The 20,712-nt window shown below is 67.1% G+C and carries 23 protein-coding genes; 15 read left to right on the top strand and 8 right to left on the bottom strand.

Translation table 11 applies throughout. The features are described 5' to 3' along the window. Positions 1-79 precede the first annotated feature (79 nt). On the bottom strand, positions 80-2,629 hold the full coding sequence (gene leuS / locus FFS18_RS03145; protein WP_137869710.1) for a leucine--tRNA ligase: 2,550 nt from the start codon (positions 2,627-2,629) through the stop codon (positions 80-82). Between the two features lie 51 nt (positions 2,630-2,680). Next, positions 2,681-3,142 (bottom strand): DUF3576 domain-containing protein, encoded by a 462-nt coding sequence (locus FFS18_RS03140; protein ID WP_120217767.1) that lies wholly within the window; start codon positions 3,140-3,142, stop codon positions 2,681-2,683. Positions 3,143-3,181: 39 nt separating this feature from the next. Between FFS18_RS03140 and FFS18_RS17355 the strand changes: the two genes are divergently transcribed. Both FFS18_RS17355 and FFS18_RS03135 read left to right on the top strand, forming a co-directional pair. Continuing rightward, positions 3,182-3,346, top strand: a complete 165-nt coding sequence (locus FFS18_RS17355) for a hypothetical protein (RefSeq protein WP_171005205.1) — start codon at positions 3,182-3,184, stop codon at positions 3,344-3,346. Between the two features lie 78 nt (positions 3,347-3,424). Beyond that, complete coding sequence (locus FFS18_RS03135; protein WP_137869709.1) at positions 3,425-4,138, top strand: hypothetical protein; 714 nt, start codon at positions 3,425-3,427, stop codon at positions 4,136-4,138. A gap of 90 nt (positions 4,139-4,228) precedes the next feature. Here the strand turns inward: FFS18_RS03135 and FFS18_RS03130 are convergent, their stop codons facing one another. After that, positions 4,229-4,870 carry a thiamine phosphate synthase gene (locus FFS18_RS03130; protein WP_137869708.1) on the bottom strand — a complete coding sequence of 214 codons (642 nt, stop codon included), beginning with the start codon at positions 4,868-4,870 and terminating at the stop codon, positions 4,229-4,231. A gap of 56 nt (positions 4,871-4,926) precedes the next feature. On the opposite strand from FFS18_RS03130, the gene FFS18_RS03125 reads away from it, so the two are divergent. Then, positions 4,927-5,592: a YggS family pyridoxal phosphate-dependent enzyme gene (locus tag FFS18_RS03125; RefSeq protein ID WP_137869707.1), complete on the top strand. Its 666-nt coding sequence runs from the start codon at positions 4,927-4,929 to the stop codon at positions 5,590-5,592. Positions 5,593-5,667: 75 nt separating this feature from the next. Continuing rightward, the gene (locus tag FFS18_RS03120) at positions 5,668-6,588 is read left to right on the top strand and encodes a hypothetical protein (RefSeq protein WP_137869706.1); all 921 of its coding nucleotides are present in this window, start codon (positions 5,668-5,670) and stop codon (positions 6,586-6,588) included. A 28-nt stretch (positions 6,589-6,616) separates the two neighbouring features. Here FFS18_RS03120 and FFS18_RS03115 read toward each other — a convergent pair whose 3' ends face one another. Further along, positions 6,617-7,129, bottom strand: coding sequence for a DUF4402 domain-containing protein (locus FFS18_RS03115; RefSeq protein WP_249340266.1), 513 nt, complete (start codon positions 7,127-7,129; stop codon positions 6,617-6,619). Between the two features lie 86 nt (positions 7,130-7,215). Between FFS18_RS03115 and FFS18_RS03110 the strand changes: the two genes are divergently transcribed. The 5 genes from FFS18_RS03110 (at position 7,216) to FFS18_RS03090 (ending at position 12,819) form a co-directional block, all read left to right on the top strand. Next, positions 7,216-8,295 (top strand): type III polyketide synthase, encoded by a 1,080-nt coding sequence (locus FFS18_RS03110; protein ID WP_137869705.1) that lies wholly within the window; start codon positions 7,216-7,218, stop codon positions 8,293-8,295. Beyond that, the gene (locus tag FFS18_RS03105) at positions 8,292-9,005 is read left to right on the top strand and encodes a methyltransferase domain-containing protein (RefSeq protein ID WP_232014745.1); all 714 of its coding nucleotides are present in this window, start codon (positions 8,292-8,294) and stop codon (positions 9,003-9,005) included. The genes FFS18_RS03110 and FFS18_RS03105 overlap by 4 nt, the downstream gene beginning before the upstream one ends. Beyond that, complete coding sequence (locus FFS18_RS03100) at positions 9,002-10,099, top strand: NAD(P)/FAD-dependent oxidoreductase (RefSeq protein WP_249340265.1); 1,098 nt, start codon at positions 9,002-9,004, stop codon at positions 10,097-10,099. The genes FFS18_RS03105 and FFS18_RS03100 overlap by 4 nt, the downstream gene beginning before the upstream one ends. A gap of 94 nt (positions 10,100-10,193) precedes the next feature. Further along, positions 10,194-10,592 (top strand): peptide-methionine (R)-S-oxide reductase MsrB, encoded by a 399-nt coding sequence (gene msrB, locus FFS18_RS03095; RefSeq protein WP_120217761.1) that lies wholly within the window; start codon positions 10,194-10,196, stop codon positions 10,590-10,592. 55 nt (positions 10,593-10,647) lie between these two features. Then, on the top strand, positions 10,648-12,819 hold the full coding sequence (locus FFS18_RS03090) for a PBP1A family penicillin-binding protein (protein WP_171005204.1): 2,172 nt from the start codon (positions 10,648-10,650) through the stop codon (positions 12,817-12,819). A gap of 3 nt (positions 12,820-12,822) precedes the next feature. Here FFS18_RS03090 and FFS18_RS03085 read toward each other — a convergent pair whose 3' ends face one another. Genes FFS18_RS03085 through FFS18_RS03075 form a run of 3 tightly spaced genes read right to left on the bottom strand, consistent with a single transcriptional unit; the run spans position 12,823 to position 14,622 of the window. Next, positions 12,823-13,581: a M48 family metallopeptidase gene (locus tag FFS18_RS03085; protein ID WP_137869703.1), complete on the bottom strand. Its 759-nt coding sequence runs from the start codon at positions 13,579-13,581 to the stop codon at positions 12,823-12,825. Next, complete coding sequence (locus FFS18_RS03080; RefSeq protein WP_137869702.1) at positions 13,535-13,981, bottom strand: YcgN family cysteine cluster protein; 447 nt, start codon at positions 13,979-13,981, stop codon at positions 13,535-13,537. Before FFS18_RS03080 ends, FFS18_RS03085 begins: the two co-directional genes overlap by 47 nt. Continuing rightward, the gene (locus FFS18_RS03075) at positions 13,978-14,622 is read right to left on the bottom strand and encodes an SCO family protein (RefSeq protein ID WP_171005203.1); all 645 of its coding nucleotides are present in this window, start codon (positions 14,620-14,622) and stop codon (positions 13,978-13,980) included. Before FFS18_RS03075 ends, FFS18_RS03080 begins: the two co-directional genes overlap by 4 nt. An 86-nt stretch (positions 14,623-14,708) precedes the next feature. Here FFS18_RS03075 and FFS18_RS03070 point away from each other — a divergent pair, with 86 nt between their 5' ends. From FFS18_RS03070 to FFS18_RS03055, 4 genes are read left to right on the top strand one after another with little or no spacing between them, the layout of a single operon-like run. After that, positions 14,709-15,329 carry an ankyrin repeat domain-containing protein gene (locus tag FFS18_RS03070; protein ID WP_137869701.1) on the top strand — a complete coding sequence of 207 codons (621 nt, stop codon included), beginning with the start codon at positions 14,709-14,711 and terminating at the stop codon, positions 15,327-15,329. Positions 15,330-15,386: 57 nt separating this feature from the next. Next, positions 15,387-16,661 carry a 3,4-dihydroxy-2-butanone-4-phosphate synthase gene (gene ribB / locus FFS18_RS03065; protein ID WP_137869700.1) on the top strand — a complete coding sequence of 425 codons (1,275 nt, stop codon included), beginning with the start codon at positions 15,387-15,389 and terminating at the stop codon, positions 16,659-16,661. Position 16,662: 1 nt separating this feature from the next. After that, positions 16,663-17,088, top strand: coding sequence for a 6,7-dimethyl-8-ribityllumazine synthase (gene ribH / locus FFS18_RS03060; RefSeq protein ID WP_120217757.1), 426 nt, complete (start codon positions 16,663-16,665; stop codon positions 17,086-17,088). After that, positions 17,081-17,734: a DUF2125 domain-containing protein gene (locus FFS18_RS03055; protein ID WP_137869699.1), complete on the top strand. Its 654-nt coding sequence runs from the start codon at positions 17,081-17,083 to the stop codon at positions 17,732-17,734. Before ribH ends, FFS18_RS03055 begins: the two co-directional genes overlap by 8 nt. 149 nt (positions 17,735-17,883) lie before the next feature. On the opposite strand, the gene FFS18_RS03050 is transcribed toward FFS18_RS03055, so the two are convergent. After that, positions 17,884-18,969 (bottom strand): alkene reductase, encoded by a 1,086-nt coding sequence (locus tag FFS18_RS03050; RefSeq protein WP_137869698.1) that lies wholly within the window; start codon positions 18,967-18,969, stop codon positions 17,884-17,886. A 113-nt stretch (positions 18,970-19,082) separates the two neighbouring features. On the opposite strand from FFS18_RS03050, the gene FFS18_RS03045 reads away from it, so the two are divergent. Further along, entirely contained in the window at positions 19,083-19,994 is a 912-nt protein-coding gene (locus FFS18_RS03045; RefSeq protein WP_137869697.1) for a DMT family transporter, read from the top strand. Positions 19,995-19,999: 5 nt separating this feature from the next. Then, a complete protein-coding gene (locus FFS18_RS03040; protein ID WP_137869696.1) occupies positions 20,000-20,665 on the top strand; it encodes a COQ9 family protein in 666 nt (221 codons plus the stop codon). Positions 20,666-20,712: the final 47 nt, after the last annotated feature.

Below are 20,712 nucleotides of genomic sequence, written 5' to 3'. Positions count from 1 at the left end.
CGCTGATGCTGTGCCAGACGCATCTCGACTTCGCTCGATGCGAACGGAAGTGGGGGCGATAGATTCCAAGACCCGCGTGTCAAACAACAATGTTCACGAGCCGGTCGGGGACCACGATCACCTTCTTCGGCGCCGCACCGCCGAGCAGTTCGACGATGCGGGCGCGCGCGAGCGCGGCCGTTTCGGTGGCATCCTTGTCGAGCCCCTTGGCCACCGTCATCGTATCGCGCAGCTTGCCCGCGATCTGGATCGCGATGGTGACCTCATCGTCGACCAGCAGCGCCGGATCGGCGGTCGGCCAGGCGGCATCGGCGATCAGCGTCGTGGTGCGCCGACCTTCGGGCAGCGCCGCCCAGGCTTCCTCGGCTAGGTGCGGCAGCATCGGCGCGACGAGGCGGATCAGCGTCAGGCACGCCTCCGCGCGCGTCGCCGAAGGTTTCGCCTTTTCGATGTCGTTCGCCAGCGCGTGGATTTTGGCGACCGCCTTGTTGAAGCCCAGCGCCTCGATGTCGGCGGCGACCCCGGCGATCGCCTGGTGCAGCTTGCGCGCGAGGCCCGAGTCCTCACCGCCATCACCGACATTTTCGGTCTCGCCGAACAGGCGCCACAGACGCTGAACGAAGCGCCACGCCCCCTCGATCCCCGCCTCGCTCCACGGCAGGTCGCGTTCGGGCGGGCTGTCGGACAGCATGAACCAGCGCGTGGCGTCGGCGCCATATTGGTCGAGGATCGCGTCGGGATCGACGACATTCTTCTTCGACTTCGACATCTTGATAACGCGGCCGACGTCGACCGGCGCGCCATCAGCTTCGAGCGTTGCGCCATCGGCGCTGCGGCGAACCTCGTCGGGCGTGAAAAAGATCGGCGGCAGGCCTTCGCCCTGCGACCGGCTGTACGTCTCGTGCGTCACCATCCCCTGCGTGAACAGGCTGGCGAAGGGTTCGACGATGTCGATCATCCCCATCTTGTGTAGCGCGCGCGTCCAGAAGCGTGCGTACAGCAGGTGAAGGATCGCATGTTCGACGCCGCCGATATATTGGTCGATCGGCAGCCAGCGGCGGATCACCGCCGGGTCGAAGGGCCGGTCGCTCGGCGAGCTCGCAAAGCGCAGGAAATACCAGGACGAATCGACAAAGGTGTCGAGCGTATCGGTCTCGCGCACCGCCGCACCGCCGCAGGTCGGGCAAGCGACATATTTCCACGTCGGATGGCGGTCGAGCGGGTTGCCGGGGACCGAAAAATCGACATCCTCGGGCAGCACGACGGGCAATTGGCCCTTGGGGACCGGCACCGTCCCGCACGCGTCGCAATGGATGAACGGGATCGGCGTCCCCCAATAACGCTGGCGCGACACGCCCCAGTCGCGCAGGCGCCACACAGTCGTGCCCTTGCCCCAGCCTTCATGCTCGGCGCGCGCGATGACCGCCGCCTTGGCTTCGTCGATGCTCATGCCGTCGAGGAAGTGGCTGTTCACGAGGCGGCCCGGGCCGGTATAGGCCTCATCGCTGGTGAAATGCTGGGCGGTTTCGTCGCCATCGGCGATCACGCGGTGAACGGGCAGGCCATATTTGCGCGAGAAATCGAGGTCGCGCTGGTCGTGGGCCGGACAGCCAAAGATCGCGCCGGTACCATAGTCCATCAGCACATAGTTCACGACCCAGACCGGCAGATGCCAATTGGGATCGAGCGGATGTTCGACCGCAATGCCGGTGTCGAAGCCCATTTTCTCGGCGGTATCGAGCTGCTCGGCGGCGGTGCCCTGACGGCGGCATTCGGCGATGAACGCCGCCAGCTCGGGCGAATCCTTCGCGAGTTTCTCGGCAAGCGGATGGTCAGGCGAGATCGCCGCGAAGCTGGCACCAAACAACGTGTCGGGGCGCGTCGTGAAGACGTCGAAACCCGGCGCGCCGCCCGCCAGTTTAAAGCTGAATTCCAGCCCCTGCGACTTGCCGATCCAGTTTTCCTGCATCAGCCGCACCTTGTCGGGCCATTTGTCGAGGCTGCCGAGCCCTTCGAGCAGATCGTCGGCAAAGTCGGTGATCTTCAGGAACCACTGCGACAGCTTTTTCTTTTCGACCAGCGCGCCGGAGCGCCAGCCGCGACCATCGATGACCTGCTCGTTGGCGAGCACGGTCATGTCGACCGGATCCCAGTTGACGTAGCTTTCCTTGCGCGTCACCAGCCCCGCCGCGAACAGGTCGAGGAACAGCGCCTGTTCCTGGCCGTAATAATCGGGCTCGCACGTCGCGAGCTCGCGGCTCCAGTCGATCGCGAGGCCGAGGCGTTTCAGCTGCGCGCGCATCGCAGCAATATTGTCGCGCGTCCAGCCGCCCGGATGGACGCCCTTTTCCATCGCGGCATTTTCGGCCGGCATCCCGAACGCGTCCCAGCCCATCGGGTGGAGCACGTCATGCCCGGTCATTTTCTTGAACCGCGCCAGCACGTCGCCCATCGTGTAATTGCGGACATGGCCCACGTGGATGCGTCCCGAGGGGTAAGGGAACATCTCGAGGATATAGGCCTTGGGCCTGTCGCTGCTGTCGGTGGTGGCAAAGCTGTTCGCCGCCTCCCACGCCTTTTGCCAGCGGGCGTCGGCGGCGAGGGCGCCAAAGCGCGGTTCGCGGGTCATTTGTCGGTTACCCCGTTTGTCTGGTGGTCGGCGCGAAGCCGCGCCGCCCGATTAGTCCTTGAAGGCGCTGCGGCGCAGGTCGCGGGCGCGGGTGAGGATGATTTCCTCAAGCTTCTGAACGGTCGCTGCCTGGACCGGCGCGTCGACCCATGCGGTGCCCTGCGCCACCTGGCGCGAGGCGGCAACGCGCAGCGCATCGGCGCGCAGGTCGCGGTCGAGGATCGACACCGTCACCTTCATCCGCTCGCCGGGATTGCCCGGGTTCGCGTACCAGTCGGTTATGATGACGCCGCCCGACGAATCGGCCTGGAGCAGCGGCATGAACGACAGCGCGTCGAGCGATGCGCGCCACAAATAGCTGTTGACGCCAATCGTCGTGACCTGGCTGGCGGCGAGGTCGGCGCGCGGCCGATCCTTGTTGGCGCATGCCGAAAGCCCAAGCGCGGCAAGCCCGAGCAGCGCGAACGCGATCGGACGGCGACCACGCGAAGCAAGGACGGAAAGCTGGGACATGCCGGTAACACCTTATCTATTTGGGCGCGGCCGGATCGCATGAACCGCGCCGCGCAGAACGATATTGCCAGCGTCTCTATCGCCCTTGCCGCCGCCCCGCAAGCGCGGCAATTTCGGCGCTGGCGCGGTTCAGATTCTGGTCAGATTCGCCGAGCGACTGTGGTGATCGCGCAACAATTTCATCGAAAAGCGGTTTGGCCATAATAATTAGCCGGGAATCACTGGCAAAATGGTCGCAGGCAGCCTATCTCGTGAATCACTTGGGGTTGGAGTCGCAGGGTCATGACGCGGAAACCGCGGCATTTTTGGAAGGGCAGTCTCACCGCTTTGGCGGTGATTTCGCTTGCCTTGCCGCCTGCGCTCGCTGCCATGTCGCGCTCGGAACGCATCCGTGACACCGCCTTGTCCGAAACTTTGCTGGGTCAATTCACGCCGGCTTCGGGCGACCCCCGCCTGATCGCGCGCTATGCCAAGATGTCGGCCGAACAGCGCCGCAGCTTCAGCTTCACGCCCGCGCTCACCGATAACAGCCGCAAGAACCGCGCGATCACTGTTGTGATTCGGGCGCGCGACGACGCATCGAGCGCCGCACGCACCTCGGCCATTGCCGCGGGTCGCACAGCGCCGATCGCGATCACCCCCGTCGCCTATAATCTGGGCGCGTCGGTCGGGTTCGAAAAATTCGTCACCCCGACGCTGCCGCGCGGGACCGACCTCAGGAACCTGCCGGTCGCCAAGGCGCCCGAACAGGCCGAAAAGAAATCGCGTTTTGCGACGCGGATGATCAGCCGCCCCGCCGACCCGAGCGGCGCGACCGATCGCATCACCGCACCGGGTGATGCCGCGGCGGTCGATGTGGTCAGCAGCTATCGCCTGACCAAGAATATCGATGTCACGGCCGGCGTCCGTTACCGCGCCGACGACCGCGTCGAACCGCTGACCGACTCGCGTCGCGACAGCCAGGCGGTCTATGTCGGAACCGCCTTCCGCTTCTAGGCTGCATCGCTGTTCGGGCCATAGCGGCCTGCAAATAGCAACCTTCCGCGCTTACGGTGCTCACGCACATTAAGTGCGCTGCGCTCCGGGTCACGGAACGTCACGATTTTCGACTCGCTCTGACCCAAATAACGACGCAGCCTTTACCCCGCGCCGCGCCGCCTTTTTCTCCCACGCATCGATCGCTGCCCAGCCGGGTTTCAGTCCGCTCGTCCGACGGTTCAGCATTTGGGCACGGGTGCGCGTCATCCCGCCGAGCGCGATCGGCTGACCGCCCGCGAGCCGCGCCAGCCGCGACCACTCCACTGTGCCAAGCGCCTTGGCGCCAGGGTGCGAGCGTGTCGGGTGCAGCGGTGAGATGAAGACCGCGTCGGCCTTTGCGCGGCGCGCGGCGCGCGCCTCGCGCGCGTCATGCACCGGCATCGTGACAAGCAGACCGAGCCGACGCGCCTGCACCGCGCGGCGCGCATCATGCTGGCGGAGGTGAACCCCGTCGGCGCCCCAGCGCCGCGCCATGGCGGGCGACCCGGCAAGCAAAATCACTAGCCCCCGCGCCCGCGCCATTCGCATCAACCGCCGCAACAGGCGCCAGCGCGCGCCAGCGCTCAACCTGTCGTGGCGCAGCACGATCCCGCTGCCCGGCGGCAGCAATGCGGCCAATCGCACGACACCGGCCGCCAACCGCTCGTCGCTGAACAGCCATTGCGGCGGCAGGGGGTGGCGTCGGACCATCGCCCTTCCTATAGGCGCGTCGCAGGCGCACGCAACGCGCCGGGACGGGATGATCGATGAGCGACACAGCGGACAGACTGCGCGAAGTACAGGCCCGAATCGCCGATGCGGCGGCGCGCGCGCACCGCAAGGCCGATGACATCTGCCTGATCGCGGTGTCGAAAACGCACGACGCCGCTGCAATCCGCCCGCTGATCGCGGCGGGCCAGCGCCATTTCGGCGAGAACCGCGTGCAGGAAGCCGCGGCGAAATGGCCCGAATTGCGCGCCGAAACCCCCGGCATCATGCTCCACCTGATCGGCCAGCTGCAATCGAACAAGGCCGACGAAGCGGTCGCGCTGTTCGATGCCATCCATTCGGTCGACCGCTCGTCGCTGGTACAGGCACTCGCGAAAGCCTGCGACAAGGCGGGCAGGCAGCCGCAGATGTTCGTACAGGTCAATATCGGCGACGAGGAGCAAAAGGGCGGCTGCAAGGTCGCCGACCTGCCCGCTTTACTCGCCGAAGCCGAGACGGCGGGGCTGACGATCGACGGCCTGATGGCCATCCCCCCTGCAGACATCGAGCCCGCGCCCTTCTTTGCCCTGCTAGACGAGCTAGCCGAACGCCACGGCCTGCCGGGGCGCTCGATGGGAATGAGCAGCGATTATGAAACCGCGGTGATGCTGGGCGCGACGCACGTCCGCGTCGGGACCGCGCTGTTTGGGGCGCGGGGGAACTAGGTCATTTTGGCCGGTCACTCGCCGTAAAAGCCGGACTATGCCTCGAGCCGATGATTTGCGTTTGGAGATGCGGTTATGACGCTGATGGCGGGTCTGTTGCTTTTGGTGGCGTCCGATCCGGGACAAGTGAGCGCAAGCCCGATCGCGCCGGTGCCGCAAGCGGAGGGGTGCCGCGAACCCGACGGATGGGACGAAGCGGAACGGCGAAACCCGCGCTATATCGTCTTTGGCGAGCTGCACGGCACCCAGCAAGCACCAGCCTTCGTCGGTAGTCTGGCCTGCGCACTGGCCACCAAGGGCGAGCGAATTCTGTTGGCCGTTGAGAAGGATGCGACCGACGACGCCGCGTTGCAAGCCGCGTGGAAATTGCCGAGCGATCAGTTCGGCAAGGCGCTGGCAAAGATCGGCTGGGTGGGGCGTCAGGATGGCGTCGCCAGTCAGGCGATGTTCGCGATGCTGGTGGATCTGCACGAATTGAAAGAAAAAGGCCTGCCCATTGGCGTCGTCGCGTTCAATGGCGATCGCGATGAAGCGCAAGCAAAGCGCTATGCCAATTTGGCGGGGCAAGGACCCCACGAAGCGGCGCAGGCCGAGAATATCGCGCACGCAGCCGAACAGGGAAATTACGATCGCGTCCTAGTGCTCGTGGGAAATTTTCATGCTGGAAAACAGCGCGTTAATTGGGATGGCGTCCAGTTCGATCCGATGGCCGCGCGTCTGAACGGATTCGGCAATACCCTGACCTTGAATATGCAGTACGCCGCTGGCACCAGCTGGGCCTGCATCCGAAAAGCGACGGCAGCTGCGCGTGACGAGACGTCTCTCACCGAAGATACGCCGACGTGCGGGCTGCATCCGATGCGGGGAAATGCGGACTTGAACCGCAGCCCCTTTATCTCCGTTACCTCACCGACCGACGGCGATCCGCTACCGAATTATGATGGACTCTTTTGGGTAGGAACAATCACTGGCTCTCCGCCACTCGCGGCAGAATGAACGACCGCGTTCTGACATTGCATCCGCCCTATTGATACTCCACCGTCACCGGAATCCGCCCGCGATAGTCGCCGTCGTCGGCGCCCGCGATCTGTAGTCGCCCGCCGAAGCGGAATTGCAGGCGGCCGTCGGGGCCGAGCCGCGGGGCCGCTGACAGGTCGGTAGCGAGGTCGGTGACGCGCGCGGTGCGGCCATGGCCGCCTTCCAGATCGACGCTCGCTGGCAGGATGACGCGCACTTCGGCGCCGGGCGCGCCGCGTACCGTGACGATACCGGTCAGTGCGAAACCGCCGAGATCGACGACGTCGCCGCTGAGGCGGCGGGCGCCCGAGACTGGATCGACCGTCACCGCGCCGCCCATCGCGCCGACCGCAACGCGGCCCAAGTCGAGGCGGGTTTCGACCTCAACGCGCAGCGGCACCTCGGCCTCGCGCGCCGCCGCGCCGGATGCCTTGTCGGGCGCGCAGAGCAGGCACTGCGCCGCCGCCGCGGGTGCGCTGAGGCTGGTCAGCACAAAGGCAAGGAAAAGGCGCAGTTTCACAGCGGACGGCTTAGCATCATCATGGTTAATCCCGCGTAAAATGGCCGCACCGCTAATCGCTGGCTAGTTTCCGGCTTTTCGGCCACATGTGCGCGATGACCACATCCCCGCCGTCCCCCCGGCTGAACGCGCTCGCCACCGCGGTGCCGGGCCACGACATCCACCAGGCCTTTATCGACTGGGCGACCCCGCGGCTCGCCGACGAGCGCGTGCGCGCGGTCTTTTCGCGAATGACCGCGCGGTCGGGGATCGAGCATCGCTGGTCGGTGCTGCCCCCCACCTCCGACGGCGGATCGCCGGTCGCGTCGGGCGGCTTCTACGACGTCGCCGGGCTGCCGCCGACGTCGGCGCGGATGCGCGCCTATGCCGACCATGCCCCCGAGCTCGCGATGGAGGCGATTGCCGCGCTGGGTGACGCGTTCGATGCGGCGCGGATCACCCACATCGTCGTCGCGAGCTGCACCGGCTTTGTCGCGCCGGGGATCGACCAGATCCTCGCGCGGCGGCTCGGCCTCGCGCCGACGGTTGAGCGCGTGCTGATCGGCTTCATGGGCTGCTACGCCGGGGTCACCGCGCTGCGCACCGCGCGGCATATCGTGCGGTCGGAGCCGCAATCGGTCGTGCTGGTGGTCAGCGTCGAATTGTCGACCTTGCACCTACAACTCGAAGACACGCCCGAACCGCTGCTCGCGATGCTCCAGTTCAGCGACGGCGCCGCGGCGGCAATCGTGTCCGCCGATCCCGTCGGTTTGGCATTGGGCGAGGGCGCCAGCCTGGCATTGGAGGACAGCGCCGATCTGATCCGCTGGGACATCGGCGACACCGGCTTTGCCATGCAATTGTCGGGCGAAGTTCCGGGGCGGCTGCGCGATGCGCTGTCGGCGCCCGATGTTCGCAGCCGGCTGTTCGGCGCCGGGGGCCCGCCGCCGCTGCTCGCGGTCCATGCGGGCGGGCGTTCGGTGCTCGACGCGGTCGAGGCGGCGCTTGGCGTCCCGGCGGCGGCGCTCGCCGACAGCCGCGCAGTGCTCGCGCGCTTTGGCAATATGTCGTCGGCGACGATATTGTTCGTGCTCGCCGACATGATGGCGCGCGGGGCGACGGGCGAGGGGCTGGCGATCGCTTTTGGCCCGGGCCTTGCCGCCGAAGCGATCCGCTTCACGGCATGAACCCCTTCACCAGTCTTCACGCGCCGATCGACGCGGAGGAGGAGATGGACGCGGCCGAGCTCGCCCCCGCGCGCTACGCCCGGGTGCTCGCCGACCTGTCGCGGATCAACGCGCTGACGCTGGCGGCGCGCCCGACGTTGGGCTTTCTGGATCGCGTTGCAGCGCGTGGGGTCGGGACAAGACCATGGCGGATTCTCGATGTCGGTTTCGGCAGCGGCGACATGCTGGCGCGGATCGCCCGCTGGGGGAGCAAGCGCGGGGTCGCGCTCGATCTGGTCGGGGTCGATCTCAACCCCAATAGCGCCCCGGTCGCCAAAACACGGGTCGGCGGGCGCGCCCAGCTGATCACCGGCGATTACCGCGATCTGGCCGGGCAGGGGTGGGACATCATCCTCTCCAGCCTCGTCACCCACCATATGCGTGCCGCCGAGCGCACCGAATTCCTGCGTTTCATGGACACCGAGAGTGCGCGCGGCTGGCTGGTCAACGACCTCCACCGCCAACGCCTGCCCTTTGCCGGTTATCCGCTGCTCGCGGCGCTCGCGTGGGTCGATCCGATCGTGCGCCGCGATGGCCAGCTGTCTGTCGGTCGCAGCTTTCGCCGCGCCGAATGGCGGGCGATGCTGGCGGACGCCCTACCGGACAGTGCCGCCGAAGCGCGTATCTTTCGCAGCTTTCCCTATCGCCTTTGCGTCGAGCGGATCAGGTGACCGACGCGATCGTCATCGGCGCTGGACCCGCGGGTGCCGCCGCGGCAATCGGGCTGGCGCGCGCTGGCGCCGCCGTGCAGTTACTCGAGAGGACACGCGAAACCGACGACGCGCTGTGCGGGGGTTTCCTGAGTTGGCATTCGCTGGCACGGCTCGATGCGCTGGGGATCGATCGCGCCGCGCTCGGCGGGCAGCCGGTCACGCGGGTGCGGCTGTTTGCTGGGTCGCGGCGCAGCGAGACGGACCTTCCACAAGCCGCATTGGGGGTATCGCGTCGCCGCCTCGACACCGTCCTGCAGGCGGCGGCGGTCGCGGCGGGGGCCGATATGTGGCGCGGTGTCCATGCGACAATGATCGACGGCCAGACCGTGCAGACGCGCGACGGCGCGACCCTTTCGGCGCCGTCGCTATTCCTGGCGTCGGGCAAGCATGGCTTTCGCGGCCAGGCGCGCAAACCCGCGGCATGGCAGCAACATGACCCCGTCATGGGCTTGCGGCTGCGGGTGCCGCCGCACCCTACGCTCGATCGCCTGATCGGCGATGCGGTCGAGCTGCACCTGTTCGACCGCGGCTATGCCGGGCTGGTGCGGCAAGAGGATGGCAGCGCCAATCTATGCCTCGCCACGCACAAATCGCGGCTCGACGCGGCGGGCGGCGATCCCGCGGCGCTGCTTCGGGCTCTCGGCGCCGCACATCCGCACCTTGGCGAGCGGTGCGCCTTCGCCGACTGGTCGCGGTCGATCGATGCGATCGGCCACGTCCCCTATGGCTGGCGCAGCGCCGATACCGCGCCCGGACTGTTCCGCCTTGGTGATCAGGCGGGGGTGATCCCCAGCCTCGCGGGCGAGGGCATGGGGCTGGCGCTTGCCAGCGGCGACGCGGCGGTGGCGGCGTGGCGGCGCGGCGGCAGCGATGCCGCCCCCGCGTTCCAACAAGCGCTGGCGGCGCGCCTGCGGCGGCCCTTCGCCATCGCGAGCACCGTCTGGCGGCTCGGCGAAAACCCCCGGACCGCGGGCAGTTTGACATCGCTCGCGAACGCCTTTCCTTCACTGGTGCGCGCGGCCTCGCGCGCGACGCGCATCGGCGACGGCTGAGCAGCTCCCCCTTGCGGGATCGCGGGTTCGACACGATATTGCGGGCGAACCGCGATGCCGCCCAAGACTGGCTCGCACCAAGGAGAAATCCGCCATGACCGATCAAAGACCCCTCGACCCGATGGCGCACCATGTGCTGCGCGAGGGCGGCACCGAACGCGCCTTCACCGGCAAATATACCGACCACAAGGGCGACGGCCTGTATCGCTGCGCCGGATGCGGCGAACCTTTGTTCGACAGCCGCACCAAATATGACAGCGGTTCGGGCTGGCCGAGCTATACTGCACCCGCCGAAAACGACGCGGTGACCGAACTGACCGACACCAGCCACGGCATGGTCCGCACCGAAGTGCGCTGCGCCAAATGCGACGGCCATCTCGGCCATGTCTTTCCCGATGGCCCCGGCCCGACGGGGCTGCGCTATTGCATCAACAGCGCGGCGCTTGACTTCGCCGAGCGCGGGCCGGATGAGGCTGAGACCGGCGAAGGCTGAAACGCTGCCACCGGACTGAGAGATCAGGGGCGAAGCGAGGGAAGGAATACGGGCTTTGCGCCGCGAAAGAGAGCAGGCTTCGTCGAAACAATCGCCATCGTCCACTAGCCGGAGCGGCACGTCCGACGCCGCGCCGTCGCGCTTTCGCGTCTGGGTGCGCCGCATTTTCCGCTGGGGGCTTGCGCTCGCGGTCGTTGCGCTCGTCGCGCTGGCGGTCGCCGTCAGTATCGCCGTGCAGCGCATGCCGAGTTTCGAGGAGCTCAAGAAATCGCCTGCCGGACAGACGATCCGCGTCCGCGCCGCCGATGGCACCGTGTTCCTGTCGCTCGGCCCCAATTACGGGCGCTGGCTGACGCTGCGCGAAACGCCGCAAGTGATGCAGGATGCGATGGTCGCGGTCGAGGACCGGCGCTTTCGCTATCACCCCGGGCTCGACCCGGTCGGCATGGCGCGCGCCGCGGTGGTTGCGGTCCAGAATCGCGGCAGCGGACGACGCCTGCAGGGCGCCTCGACGATCACCCAGCAGCTGGCGCGCAACATCTTTCTGTCGAACAGCTATGATTTCAAGCGCAAGGCGCGCGAAATGATCCTCGCGCTCGCGCTCGAATGGAAATTTTCGAAGGACGAGATCCTCGAACTCTATCTCAACAAGGTCTATTTCGGCGGCGGCAGCTACGGCATCGATGCCGCGTCGCGCCGTTTCTTTGGCCATAGCGCGACCGAAATGTCGCTGTCCGAGGCCGCAGTCGTCGCGGGGCTGGTGAAGGCGCCGTCGCGTTATTCGCCGACCGCCGACGCGTCCGCTGCGCTCGGCCGCGCGGGGGTCGTGCTGAGCGTGATGGTCGACGCCGGGGTGATCACCCAGAGCCAGGCCGACAGTGCCAAACCCGCCGACGTCCAGCTGGCACAGGAAACCGGGCAGAACAGCGCGCGCTATTTCAGCGACTGGGCACTGCCGCAGCTCGACATGCTGATCGACGAAGGCAGCGAGGCGCTCGACGTTTACACCACGATCGACCTCAATATGCAGCGCGCGGCGACCGCGGCGATCCAGGCCAATACGCCGCGCGGGGTGCAGGGGGCGCTGGTTTCGCTCGACCGCGACGGCGCGGTGCGCGCGATGGTCGGCGGCACCGATTATGTGACGTCGAACTATAATCGCGCGACGCAGGCGCTGCGCCAGCCGGGATCGGCGTGGAAGCTGTTCGTCTATATGGCGGCGCTGGAGGCCGGGTATAAGGTCGACGATCCGGTGGTCGACGAGCCGGTGACGATCAACGGCTGGTCGCCGCGCAACTCGTCGGGACGCTTCGCCGGCCCGATGGATCTGCGCAGCGCCTTTGCCTATTCGGTGAACACCGTCGCGGCGAAGCTCGGCGACGAAATCGGTTTTTCCGCGGTCGCCAACATGGCGCGCCGGTTCGGCATCACCACCCCGGTCAACACCCATCCGTCGATGGTTCTGGGCAGCGCCGAAGTGCGGGTGATCGACATGGCCGCCGCCTTTGCCGCGGTATCGCGCGGCGGCATTTCGGTCGAACCCTATGCGATCACCAAGGTCACGACCGCCGACGGACGCCTGCTCTATCAGCGTCCCGCGGAACGCGGGCAGGTGCTGGTCGATAATTGGGTCGCCGCGGGGATCACCGACCTGCTGCAGACCGCGGTCAACACCGGCACCGGCCGCGCCGCGCAGATCGGCCGCCCCGTCGCGGGCAAGACCGGCACGACATCGAGCAACAAGGACGGCTGGTTCCTGGGCTTTTCGAGCGGGTTGACCACCGGCGTGTGGATGGGCCGCGACGATGCGAAGGCGGTCGGCGGATTGCAGGGCGGGCGCGCGCCCGCGCAGGCCTTTGCCGATTATATGCGCGTCGCGGTGGCGCGGCGCCCGGCCGAGGCGTTCGACACCGAAGTCGTGCTGCCCGAATGGCAGCTCGAGGACGAGGACGAGGCCTATATGGGCGAACCCGGCGAAGGCGCGCTGGTCGACGAAAATGGCATGCCGATCGAGCTGCCCTATGACATGCGACCGCCCGAAAGCGCCGCACCCGCGCCCGCGCCCGAAAACGGCCCGGTGCTCGATCAGCAGTGGATCGAGGAGCAGACCGGGCGGCGCGGCCCCGGCGAGCCCGGCGCGGCGCCCAAAAATGGGGCGGTGCCCAAGGGGCAACCGCCCGCGACAAAGGCGCCCGCGCAGCGACCGCCACCCGCAGAGTTCAACTAAGGTCTAGGCCACGAAGCGGTAGCGGTGCAGGCTGCGCCCTTCGCGGCGCAGCCAGCCGCGGGCGGCGGCAACATCACCGTCGTGCAGCTCGTCGACCAGCGCATGGAAGGCGGGGCCATGGTCCATATGTTCGAGATGCGCGACCTCGTGCGCGACGGTTGCGCGGCGGACATGGTCGGGCGCCATGACCAGCCGCCAGCTATAGCGCAGATCACCACCCGAGGTGCAGCTCCCCCAGCGGCTCTGCGGATCGCCGACCCCGACACGGCCAACCGCCAGCCCCGCCCCAGCGGCAATCTCGCGGCTTTCGCGGTCGAGCAGGTCGAGCGCCTGCGCTTTCAACCAGCGTTCGACGCGGCGACCGACGGTTTCGGCGGGACCGCCGACGTGGAGGGCATCGGGCGTCATTGCGATTGCACGCGGCGCCGTGGGCAGCCATTCGATCCGGCGATCGATACCCCGGAACGGCACCGAAGCGCCCGGACCGACGATCACCGGCAGCGCCGCCTTGCCGACCTGTTCGGCCAGCCACCCCTGCTGCTCGCTCGCCCATTTCAGCGCCGCGCGGATATTTGTCCGCCGCGGCACGGTCAGCCGCAACTGGCCGCGCGCGGCGTCGAATATCAGGCGGTAGCGCCGCGATTGCGCGTGCTGGACGACACGCACCGGCCAGGCGTCGTCGCCGACCTGGATGTAGGGCGCCTCGGCGCGCGAATTAAACCACGCGTTCGACAAGATGATTTTCCAGCGGTCCCGCGACATTCTCGCTGACCGTCCAGCCGGCGATCGACTGCCCGGCGCGGTGCACCGCGTCGCGGTCGCCGCACACCAGATAATGCCAGGCCGGGAGCGGCTCGCCTTCGGCGCGCAGGCGATAGGCGCAGCTTTGCGGCAACCATTCGATATCGGCCACCTTGGCCTTGGTCAGCGTCAGGCAATCGGGGACATGGCGGCGGCGATGCTTGTAATCGCCGCAACGCGCGGTGGTCAGGTCGAGCAGGCGGCACGCGACATTGGTCGGATAGATGCGCCCCGTATCTTCATCCTCGATCTTGTGCAGGCAGCATTTGCCGCACCCGTCGCACAGCGCTTCCCACTGCCCCGCGTCGAGACTGGCGAGCGGCGCTTCCCAAAAGGGGGGCGGCGCCGCATCCGCGGTCATTTGACCCACTTCGCCAGATCGGCGGCAACCGCTGCGGGCGCGCCTTCATCGGCATCGGTCGACGGATCGTCGAGCGGCAGCAGCGCCAGCGGCTTGCCCGCGGGGTCCATCAGGAAGGCGAGCTGGCTGTGCGCCATCAAATAGCGGTCGGGGGCCGAACCATCGACCTTGTTATAGGTGACGACAAAGGCCTTCGCGACCGCCGCGATCTGTTCGGGGGTGCCGGTGAGGCCAAGCAGGCGCGGATGATAGCGCGCCACGAACGGCTTCAGCGCTTCGGGGGTATCGCGCGCCGGATCGACGGTGATGAACAGCGGCGCGACCTTGGCCCCGCGCGCGGCGTCGGCCTTTTCGAAAGCGGCCAGCCCGCGCATCAGCTTTTGCAGGTCGACCGGGCAGATGTCGGGGCAAAAGCTGTAGCCGAAATAGACGAGGCGGTATTTGCCCGCAAAATCACTGTCGCGGACCGTTTTGCCATTCTGGTCGGTCAGCGTGAAGGGCCCGCCGATCCGCGCCCCTTCGAGCGGCGGGGTCGCGGGCGGCGCATCGACGGGACCGCCGCATCCAGCCAGCATCGCGCCGAAAGCGACGATCAGGCTTGCACGGACAAGCTTTTGTCCCATATTCGCAATATTCATCATGCGGCCAGCCTTGGTCGGCTAAGCCGCGAAAATCAACTATTGTCGTCGCGATGTCGCGCCGATGCTTGCCAAGGGTCACCCCGATCATGTTCCGACGCGCGGAGTTCCGCATCGCCGCCCTGTCTCTCGCGCTCGTCGCCACGACCGGCTTGCTCCATGGCCCGGCGCAAGCGCAGTTCCGCGGCGGCTACGCCTTTTTGCAGGCGGTCGAAAACCGCGACGGGACCAAGGCGACCGAAGCGCTGAAAGACGATGCGACGCTGATCAACACGCGCAATGCCGACACCGGCGAGACCGCGCTGGCAATCGTCGCCAAGCGCCGCGACGCGACCTGGCTGCGTTTTCTGCTCGCCAAGGATGCCGATCCGGCGATCGCCGATCGCCAGGGCATGACCCCGCTGATGCACGCCGCGCTGCTCAACTTCACCGACGGCGCGCAGGATCTGCTGAACGCCAAGGCGCCCGTCGATCAGACCAATCGGCGCGGCGAAACAGCACTGATTCTGGCGGTGCAGACCAAGAATGTCGCCATGGTTCGCCTGCTCGTGCGCAACCGCGCCAACCCCGACAAGGCCGATCATGTCACCGGCATGTCGGCGCGCGACTACGCCAAGCGCGACGACCGCACCGGGCAATTGACGGCGATTCTCGACGCCAAGCCCGATGGTCCGGTTCGCGATCTGGGGCCGAGCTTCGGCCCGAACTGACGGGATCAATGTGATTCCCTGATTGACAATCACATTACAGTGTGAGACATCCCGATCATGTCCACACAGCTAATCGAGCGCATCCGCGCCATCGTCGATGACGGCAGCATGTCGCGGTCGGGCCTTGCCCGCGCGGCGGGGCTGCATGCCAACAGCCTGCGCGACCTCGAATCGCCCGGCTGGAATCCCACCGCCGAAACATTGCGCAAGCTGGAAAACTGGCTGGCGCACGGCAGCGACCTGTCGCCGATGGCGACGCCCGAAGAGATTATCGCCGAAGCGCGCAACGGCCGCATGTTCATCCTGGTCGATGACGAGGACCGCGAGAATGAGGGCGATCTTGTCATTCCGGCGCAGATGGCGACCCCCGACGCGGTCAATTTCATGGCGACGCATGGTCGCGGGCTGATCTGCCTGACGCTGACGAAGGCGCGCGTCGACCAGCTCGGCCTTGAACTGATGAGCCGCGCCAACGGCACCCGCCACGAAACCGCCTTCACCACTTCGATCGAAGCCCGCGAGGGGGTCACCACCGGTATCTCCGCCGCCGATCGCGCGCGCACCGTGTCGGTCGCGATCGACGCATCGAAGGGCCGCGACGATATCGTCACCCCCGGCCACGTCTTTCCGCTGATCGCGCGCGATGGCGGCGTGCTGGTGCGCGCCGGTCACACCGAGGCGTCGGTCGACATCGCACGGCTCGCCGGGCTCAACCCGTCGGGGGTGATCTGCGAGATCATGAACAACGACGGCTCGATGGCGCGGCTCGACGACCTCATTCCTTTCGCGCGGCGCCACGGGCTGAAGATCGGCACGATCGCCGACCTCATCGCCTATCGCCACCGTAACGACCGGCTGGTCGAATGCGTCGCCGACGAGCCTTTCGAATCGGATTATGGCGGCGACTGGCGGCTGAAATCCTATCGCAACAAGATCGACGGCAGCGTCAATCTGGTGCTGCAAAAGGGCGCGGTCGAACCCGCCGGGGTGACCCTAGTCCGTATGCACCCGGTGTCGATCTTTGACGACATCATGGGGCGTCCGGGGCCGAAAAAGCGCCGCCTGCAACGCTCGATGGAGGCAATCGGCGAAGCCGGATCGGGCCTGATCGTCATGCTGATGCGCCCACTGCCCGGATCGGCCGAGGCCGAAGCGACCCCGCCGCCGACCGGCGGCATGGACCTTCGCACCTATGGCATCGGCGCGCAGATCCTCGCCGACCTCGGCGTCCACGCGATGGAATTGCTGACCCCGTCGCACAATAATCTCGTCGGGCTGGAGGGCTATGGTCTGTCGGTCGTCGGCGAACGCTCGATCCCCGGAGAAGCATGACATGGCGCACGTCCTGATCGTCGAAGCCCGTTTCTATTCGCACCTCAACGACATGCTGCTGGACGGCGTGCGCAGCGCGCTCGAAGCCGAAGGGCATAGCCATGAGACGGTGACGGTGCCTGGCGCGCTCGAAGTGCCCGCGGCGATCTCGCTCGCCGCCGACAGCGGGCGCTTTGACGCCTATGTCGCGCTCGGCGTCGTGATCCGCGGCGAGACCTATCATTTCGAGGTCGTGTCGAACGAAAGCGCGCGCGGCATCATGGCGCTGACCCTCGACGGGCTGGCGATCGGCAACGGCATATTGACCGTCGAGAATGAGGAACAGGCGCTTGCGCGCGCCGACAAGACGCGCAAGGATAAGGGCGGCGAAGCGGCGAAGGCCGCGATCGCCATGCTGGCCCTGAAGGAACAATTCGGCATTGGTTGATCGCCCGCCCCCCAGCCGTTTTTCCGTCGTCGAGCGCGGCGGGCGGCTGGTGGTGATCGACAGGGAAACCGGCCAGACGCCGCTGAGCGCCGCCGAGCGCATGGAAATTCATGATCGCCAGCTGGGCGTCGAACCGATCCGCCCCGAACGGCCCAGCCAGACACCCGACCTGTCAGCCGCAGCGCGTGCCGAATCGGGGCTGAGCGCGCGGCCCGCGCCGAACCAGCCGCCCACGCCTGCCCCCACCAGACAACGCAGCAGCGGCGCGGCCACCGACCCGAGCAAACGGCCGTGGGCAAACGGGCCAAAGGACCCGCCGGCGCCGACACCGAACACCGCACCAACCCCGGCGCGCGTCCCCAGCCGTCCGGCGCCGCAGCGCGGCGGTCGCAAGACGATCGTCACCGGCAAATGGTGGGATGCAAAGGGGCCGCGCACGATCGAGCTTGGCCCAAAGGGTCAGCAGACGCTGAGCGGCGGATTTGTGACGCTGTTTTTCGTGCTGCTGACCGCCGCGATCTTCGCGCTGATCATCCAGCCGATCCTGCTGTTCGTCGGCGCCTTCCTGCTGTTCCGTTTCGGCAGCAACATCCTCGGTCCGCTGGGCGCCGGGATTGTCGACAAGGCGATTGCGGAGAAGGGTTAGCTGATCCTCCCTGTCGCGAAGCGATGGGGAGGAGGACCGCCGCCGCAGGCGGTGGTGGAGGAGCGCCGACCGCGCGCCAATGCCCCTCTGTCAGCCTCTCTGAGGCTACCACCTCCCCATGGCTGCGCCACGGGGAGGATCGACACAGCTTACGCGTCCACCAACGCCGGATAGTCGGTGTAACCTTCGGGGCCCGGCGAGTACCAGGTCTGCGGATTATCCGCGGCCCATGCGGCGCCGCTCTTGATCCGTTCGACGAGGTCCGGATTGCCGATGAACGGACGACCAAAGGAAATCGCGTCGGCAACCCCCTCGGCGAGCACCGCTTCGGCCTTCGCCACGTCATAGTCGCTGTTGAGGATCAGCGGGCCTTTGAACGCCTGACGGATGGCAGGCGACTGCTTGGGTACATCGGTATTGCCGAACGTCCCGTCGGGACCGGGTTCGCGCAGTTCGAGGAAAGCGATGCCGAGCGCATCGAGCGCGGCGGCGGCGGCGGGGAACAGCTTTTCGGGCGCGCTGTCGTCGACGCCCTGCGTTTCGCCGTTCGGCGACAGGCGCACCGACACGCGGTCGGCACCCCAGACGCCGGTCAGCGCTTCGGTCACTTCGCGCAGCAGGCGGATGCGGTTTTCGACCGGGCCGCCATAATCATCGTCGCGCAGGTTCGAATTGTCGCGCAAAAACTGATCGATCAGATAGCCATTGGCGCCGTGCAGCTGCACCCCATCGAACCCCGCTTTCTTGGCATTTTCGGCGGCGTGGACATAATCGGCGATCACGCGGGGGATCTCGTTCAATTCCAGCGGACGCGCAACTTCCAGGTCGCGGCGACCGACAGGGGTATGCGCGCGCCCGGCGCCGACGGTGGCCGAAGCCGACACCGGCGGCTTGCCGTCGTTGAACACCGAATGGACGAGGCGGCCCATGTGCCACAGCTGCGCGACAATACGGCCACCCGCCTTATGCACGGCGTCGGTGACCGGCTTCCAGCCTTCGACCTGCGCGTCGGTCCACAAGCCAGGCGCCGACGGCCAGCCGAGCCCTTCCTGCGAAATGCCGGTCGCTTCGGAAATGATCAGCCCCGCCGAGGCGCGCTGGCGATAATATTCGACCGCCAGTTCGTTGGGGACAAAGCCCGGCCCGGCGCGGCCGCGGGTCAGCGGCGCCATGATGATGCGGTTCGGCGCCTCGATGGCGCCCAGCTTGATCGGGTCGAAAAGCGATACGGCCATAAATCCTCCACGTTCCAAATTTCCGGCGACGACCGATCGGGGCGCCGCTATGGCCCGCAAAGCTATGGACGCTGCGGTGCCTGCACAATGGTCAGTATCAAAAGAAAATCTAAATGACAGCCAAGATCGAAAGCCTCGACCCAGACGAACGCCCGATCCCGGTCGTCGGACGCTGGGCGTTTCTGGCGCTGCTCGCGGGCAATATCTCGCTGTCGGTCGGCGCGCTGCTCGTCCGCTTCGCCGACACCGGGCCGACCGCGTCGGCTTTCTGGCGCATGGCGATCGCCCTGCCCTTCCTGCTCGCGCTGGCGTGGCGCGAGAGCGGCGGGCGCATGCCGCCCCGAAATGCCATCGTCGTTGCGAGCGCCGCGGGCATTTTTTTCGCGCTCGACCTCGTCGCCTGGCACATCGGCATCCTCCAGACCAAGGTCGCCAATGCGACGCTGTTCGGCAATTGTGCTAGCTTGCTGCTCGTGATCTGGGGCATCTTCCTTGCGCGCAGCTGGCCGCGCGGGTGGCAGGCGCTGGCGATCCTGCTCGCCTTTGCCGGATCGGCGCTGCTCATGGGGCAGAGCTACGAATTGTCGCCCGCCTATCTGGTCGGCGACCTGCTCAGTCTGCTCGCGGGGGTGCTCTACACGGTTTATGTCATCCTGATGCAGCGCGTGCGCGGCACGCTCGAACCCTGGACCGCGCTCGCGATTTCGTCGGTGGTGTGCGTGCCGATCCTATTCGGCACGGCCTTCGGTCTGGGCGAGGCGATCATGCCGCAGAACTGGACCCCGCTGATCCTGCTCGCGCTGACCAGCCAGATCATCGGGCAGGGGCTGATGACCTGGTCGCTGCCGCGCTTCTCACCGCTGGTGATCGGACTGACCCTGCTCGTCCAGCCCGCAGTGGCCGCGCTCGCGGGCTGGCTGGCATTCGGCGAGCTGCTCGGCCCCATCGACATTTTCGGCGGCATGATGGTCGGCGCGGCGCTGGTGCTGATCCGGTTGCCGAACCGCCGCGCGGCGCCTATCTAAATCCGATGGCTTCGATCCTTCCCGCCGATCCGACCCTCGACGAGATTCGCGCCGCGCTGGCGCCGCTGATCGCGTCGTCGGCGGCGTTCGATGGCTTCAGCGCTGCGGCGCTCGCCGACGCCGCGCGCCGCGCCGCGGTCGATCCCGACGTCGCCAGCCTCGCCTTTCCCGGCGGCGGGCGCGACATGGTCGACGCGTGGTTCGCCGACATCGACGATCGCATGGCAGCGAAATGGCCCGCCGACAGGCTGGCCACGCTGAAGATTCGCGAGCGCATCACGACGTTGGTCGAAACGCGCCTCGACCTGCTCGCCCCCGACCGCGAATCGCTGCGCCGCGCACTCGCGCTGCTGGCGCTCCCCACCAACGTGCCGTTCGCGGCCAAGCTCGGCTGGCGCAGCGCCGACGCGATGTGGCGGCTCGCGGGCGACACCGCGACCGACTATAATCACTACAGCAAGCGCGCGATCCTCGGCGCGGTCTATGCCTCGACGATGGCGGTGTTCCTGAACGACGAGAGCGATGGTTACGCCGACACCCGCGCCTTCCTCGCGCGCCGGATCGACCAGGTGATGCGCTTCGAAAGCTGGAAATACCGCCGTGCATCGCGCATCACCGAACGCCCCAGCCTTGCGCGCTTTGTCGGGCGGCTGCGCTATCCGGGGCGATAGCGACACGATAAAGCACTGGCGCTCCCCCGGTGTTATTGATAATCGCT

Source organism: Sphingopyxis sp. 2PD (genome assembly GCF_005503695.1).
GTDB lineage: Bacteria > Pseudomonadota > Alphaproteobacteria > Sphingomonadales > Sphingomonadaceae > Sphingopyxis.
Note: the sequence above shows the minus strand (reverse complement) of the source record. Positions and strands in the feature narration are given on the sequence as shown.

What these genes read in the sequence shown, in the direction of transcription:
- FFS18_RS03040 (WP_137869696.1), top strand. Translation starts at nt 20,000, where the DNA reads ATGGCTTCGATCCTTCCCGCCGATCCGACCCTCGACGAGATTCGCGCC.
- FFS18_RS03110 (WP_137869705.1), top strand. Translation starts at nt 7,216, where the DNA reads ATGTGCGCGATGACCACATCCCCGCCGTCCCCCCGGCTGAACGCGCTC.
- FFS18_RS03045 (WP_137869697.1), top strand. Translation starts at nt 19,083, where the DNA reads ATGACAGCCAAGATCGAAAGCCTCGACCCAGACGAACGCCCGATCCCG.
- FFS18_RS03080 (WP_137869702.1), bottom strand. Translation starts at nt 13,981, where the DNA reads ATGACCGCGGATGCGGCGCCGCCCCCCTTTTGGGAAGCGCCGCTCGCC.
- FFS18_RS17355 (WP_171005205.1), top strand. Translation starts at nt 3,182, where the DNA reads ATGAACCGCGCCGCGCAGAACGATATTGCCAGCGTCTCTATCGCCCTT.
- FFS18_RS03070 (WP_137869701.1), top strand. Translation starts at nt 14,709, where the DNA reads ATGTTCCGACGCGCGGAGTTCCGCATCGCCGCCCTGTCTCTCGCGCTC.
- FFS18_RS03135 (WP_137869709.1), top strand. Translation starts at nt 3,425, where the DNA reads ATGACGCGGAAACCGCGGCATTTTTGGAAGGGCAGTCTCACCGCTTTG.
- FFS18_RS03075 (WP_171005203.1), bottom strand. Translation starts at nt 14,622, where the DNA reads ATGATGAATATTGCGAATATGGGACAAAAGCTTGTCCGTGCAAGCCTG.
- ribB (WP_137869700.1), top strand. Translation starts at nt 15,387, where the DNA reads ATGTCCACACAGCTAATCGAGCGCATCCGCGCCATCGTCGATGACGGC.
- FFS18_RS03130 (WP_137869708.1), bottom strand. Translation starts at nt 4,870, where the DNA reads ATGGTCCGACGCCACCCCCTGCCGCCGCAATGGCTGTTCAGCGACGAG.
- msrB (WP_120217761.1), top strand. Translation starts at nt 10,194, where the DNA reads ATGACCGATCAAAGACCCCTCGACCCGATGGCGCACCATGTGCTGCGC.
- FFS18_RS03125 (WP_137869707.1), top strand. Translation starts at nt 4,927, where the DNA reads ATGAGCGACACAGCGGACAGACTGCGCGAAGTACAGGCCCGAATCGCC.
- ribH (WP_120217757.1), top strand. Translation starts at nt 16,663, where the DNA reads ATGGCGCACGTCCTGATCGTCGAAGCCCGTTTCTATTCGCACCTCAAC.
- FFS18_RS03085 (WP_137869703.1), bottom strand. Translation starts at nt 13,581, where the DNA reads ATGTCGCGGGACCGCTGGAAAATCATCTTGTCGAACGCGTGGTTTAAT.
- leuS (WP_137869710.1), bottom strand. Translation starts at nt 2,629, where the DNA reads ATGACCCGCGAACCGCGCTTTGGCGCCCTCGCCGCCGACGCCCGCTGG.
- FFS18_RS03140 (WP_120217767.1), bottom strand. Translation starts at nt 3,142, where the DNA reads ATGTCCCAGCTTTCCGTCCTTGCTTCGCGTGGTCGCCGTCCGATCGCG.
- FFS18_RS03050 (WP_137869698.1), bottom strand. Translation starts at nt 18,969, where the DNA reads ATGGCCGTATCGCTTTTCGACCCGATCAAGCTGGGCGCCATCGAGGCG.
- FFS18_RS03120 (WP_137869706.1), top strand. Translation starts at nt 5,668, where the DNA reads ATGACGCTGATGGCGGGTCTGTTGCTTTTGGTGGCGTCCGATCCGGGA.
- FFS18_RS03105 (WP_232014745.1), top strand. Translation starts at nt 8,292, where the DNA reads ATGAACCCCTTCACCAGTCTTCACGCGCCGATCGACGCGGAGGAGGAG.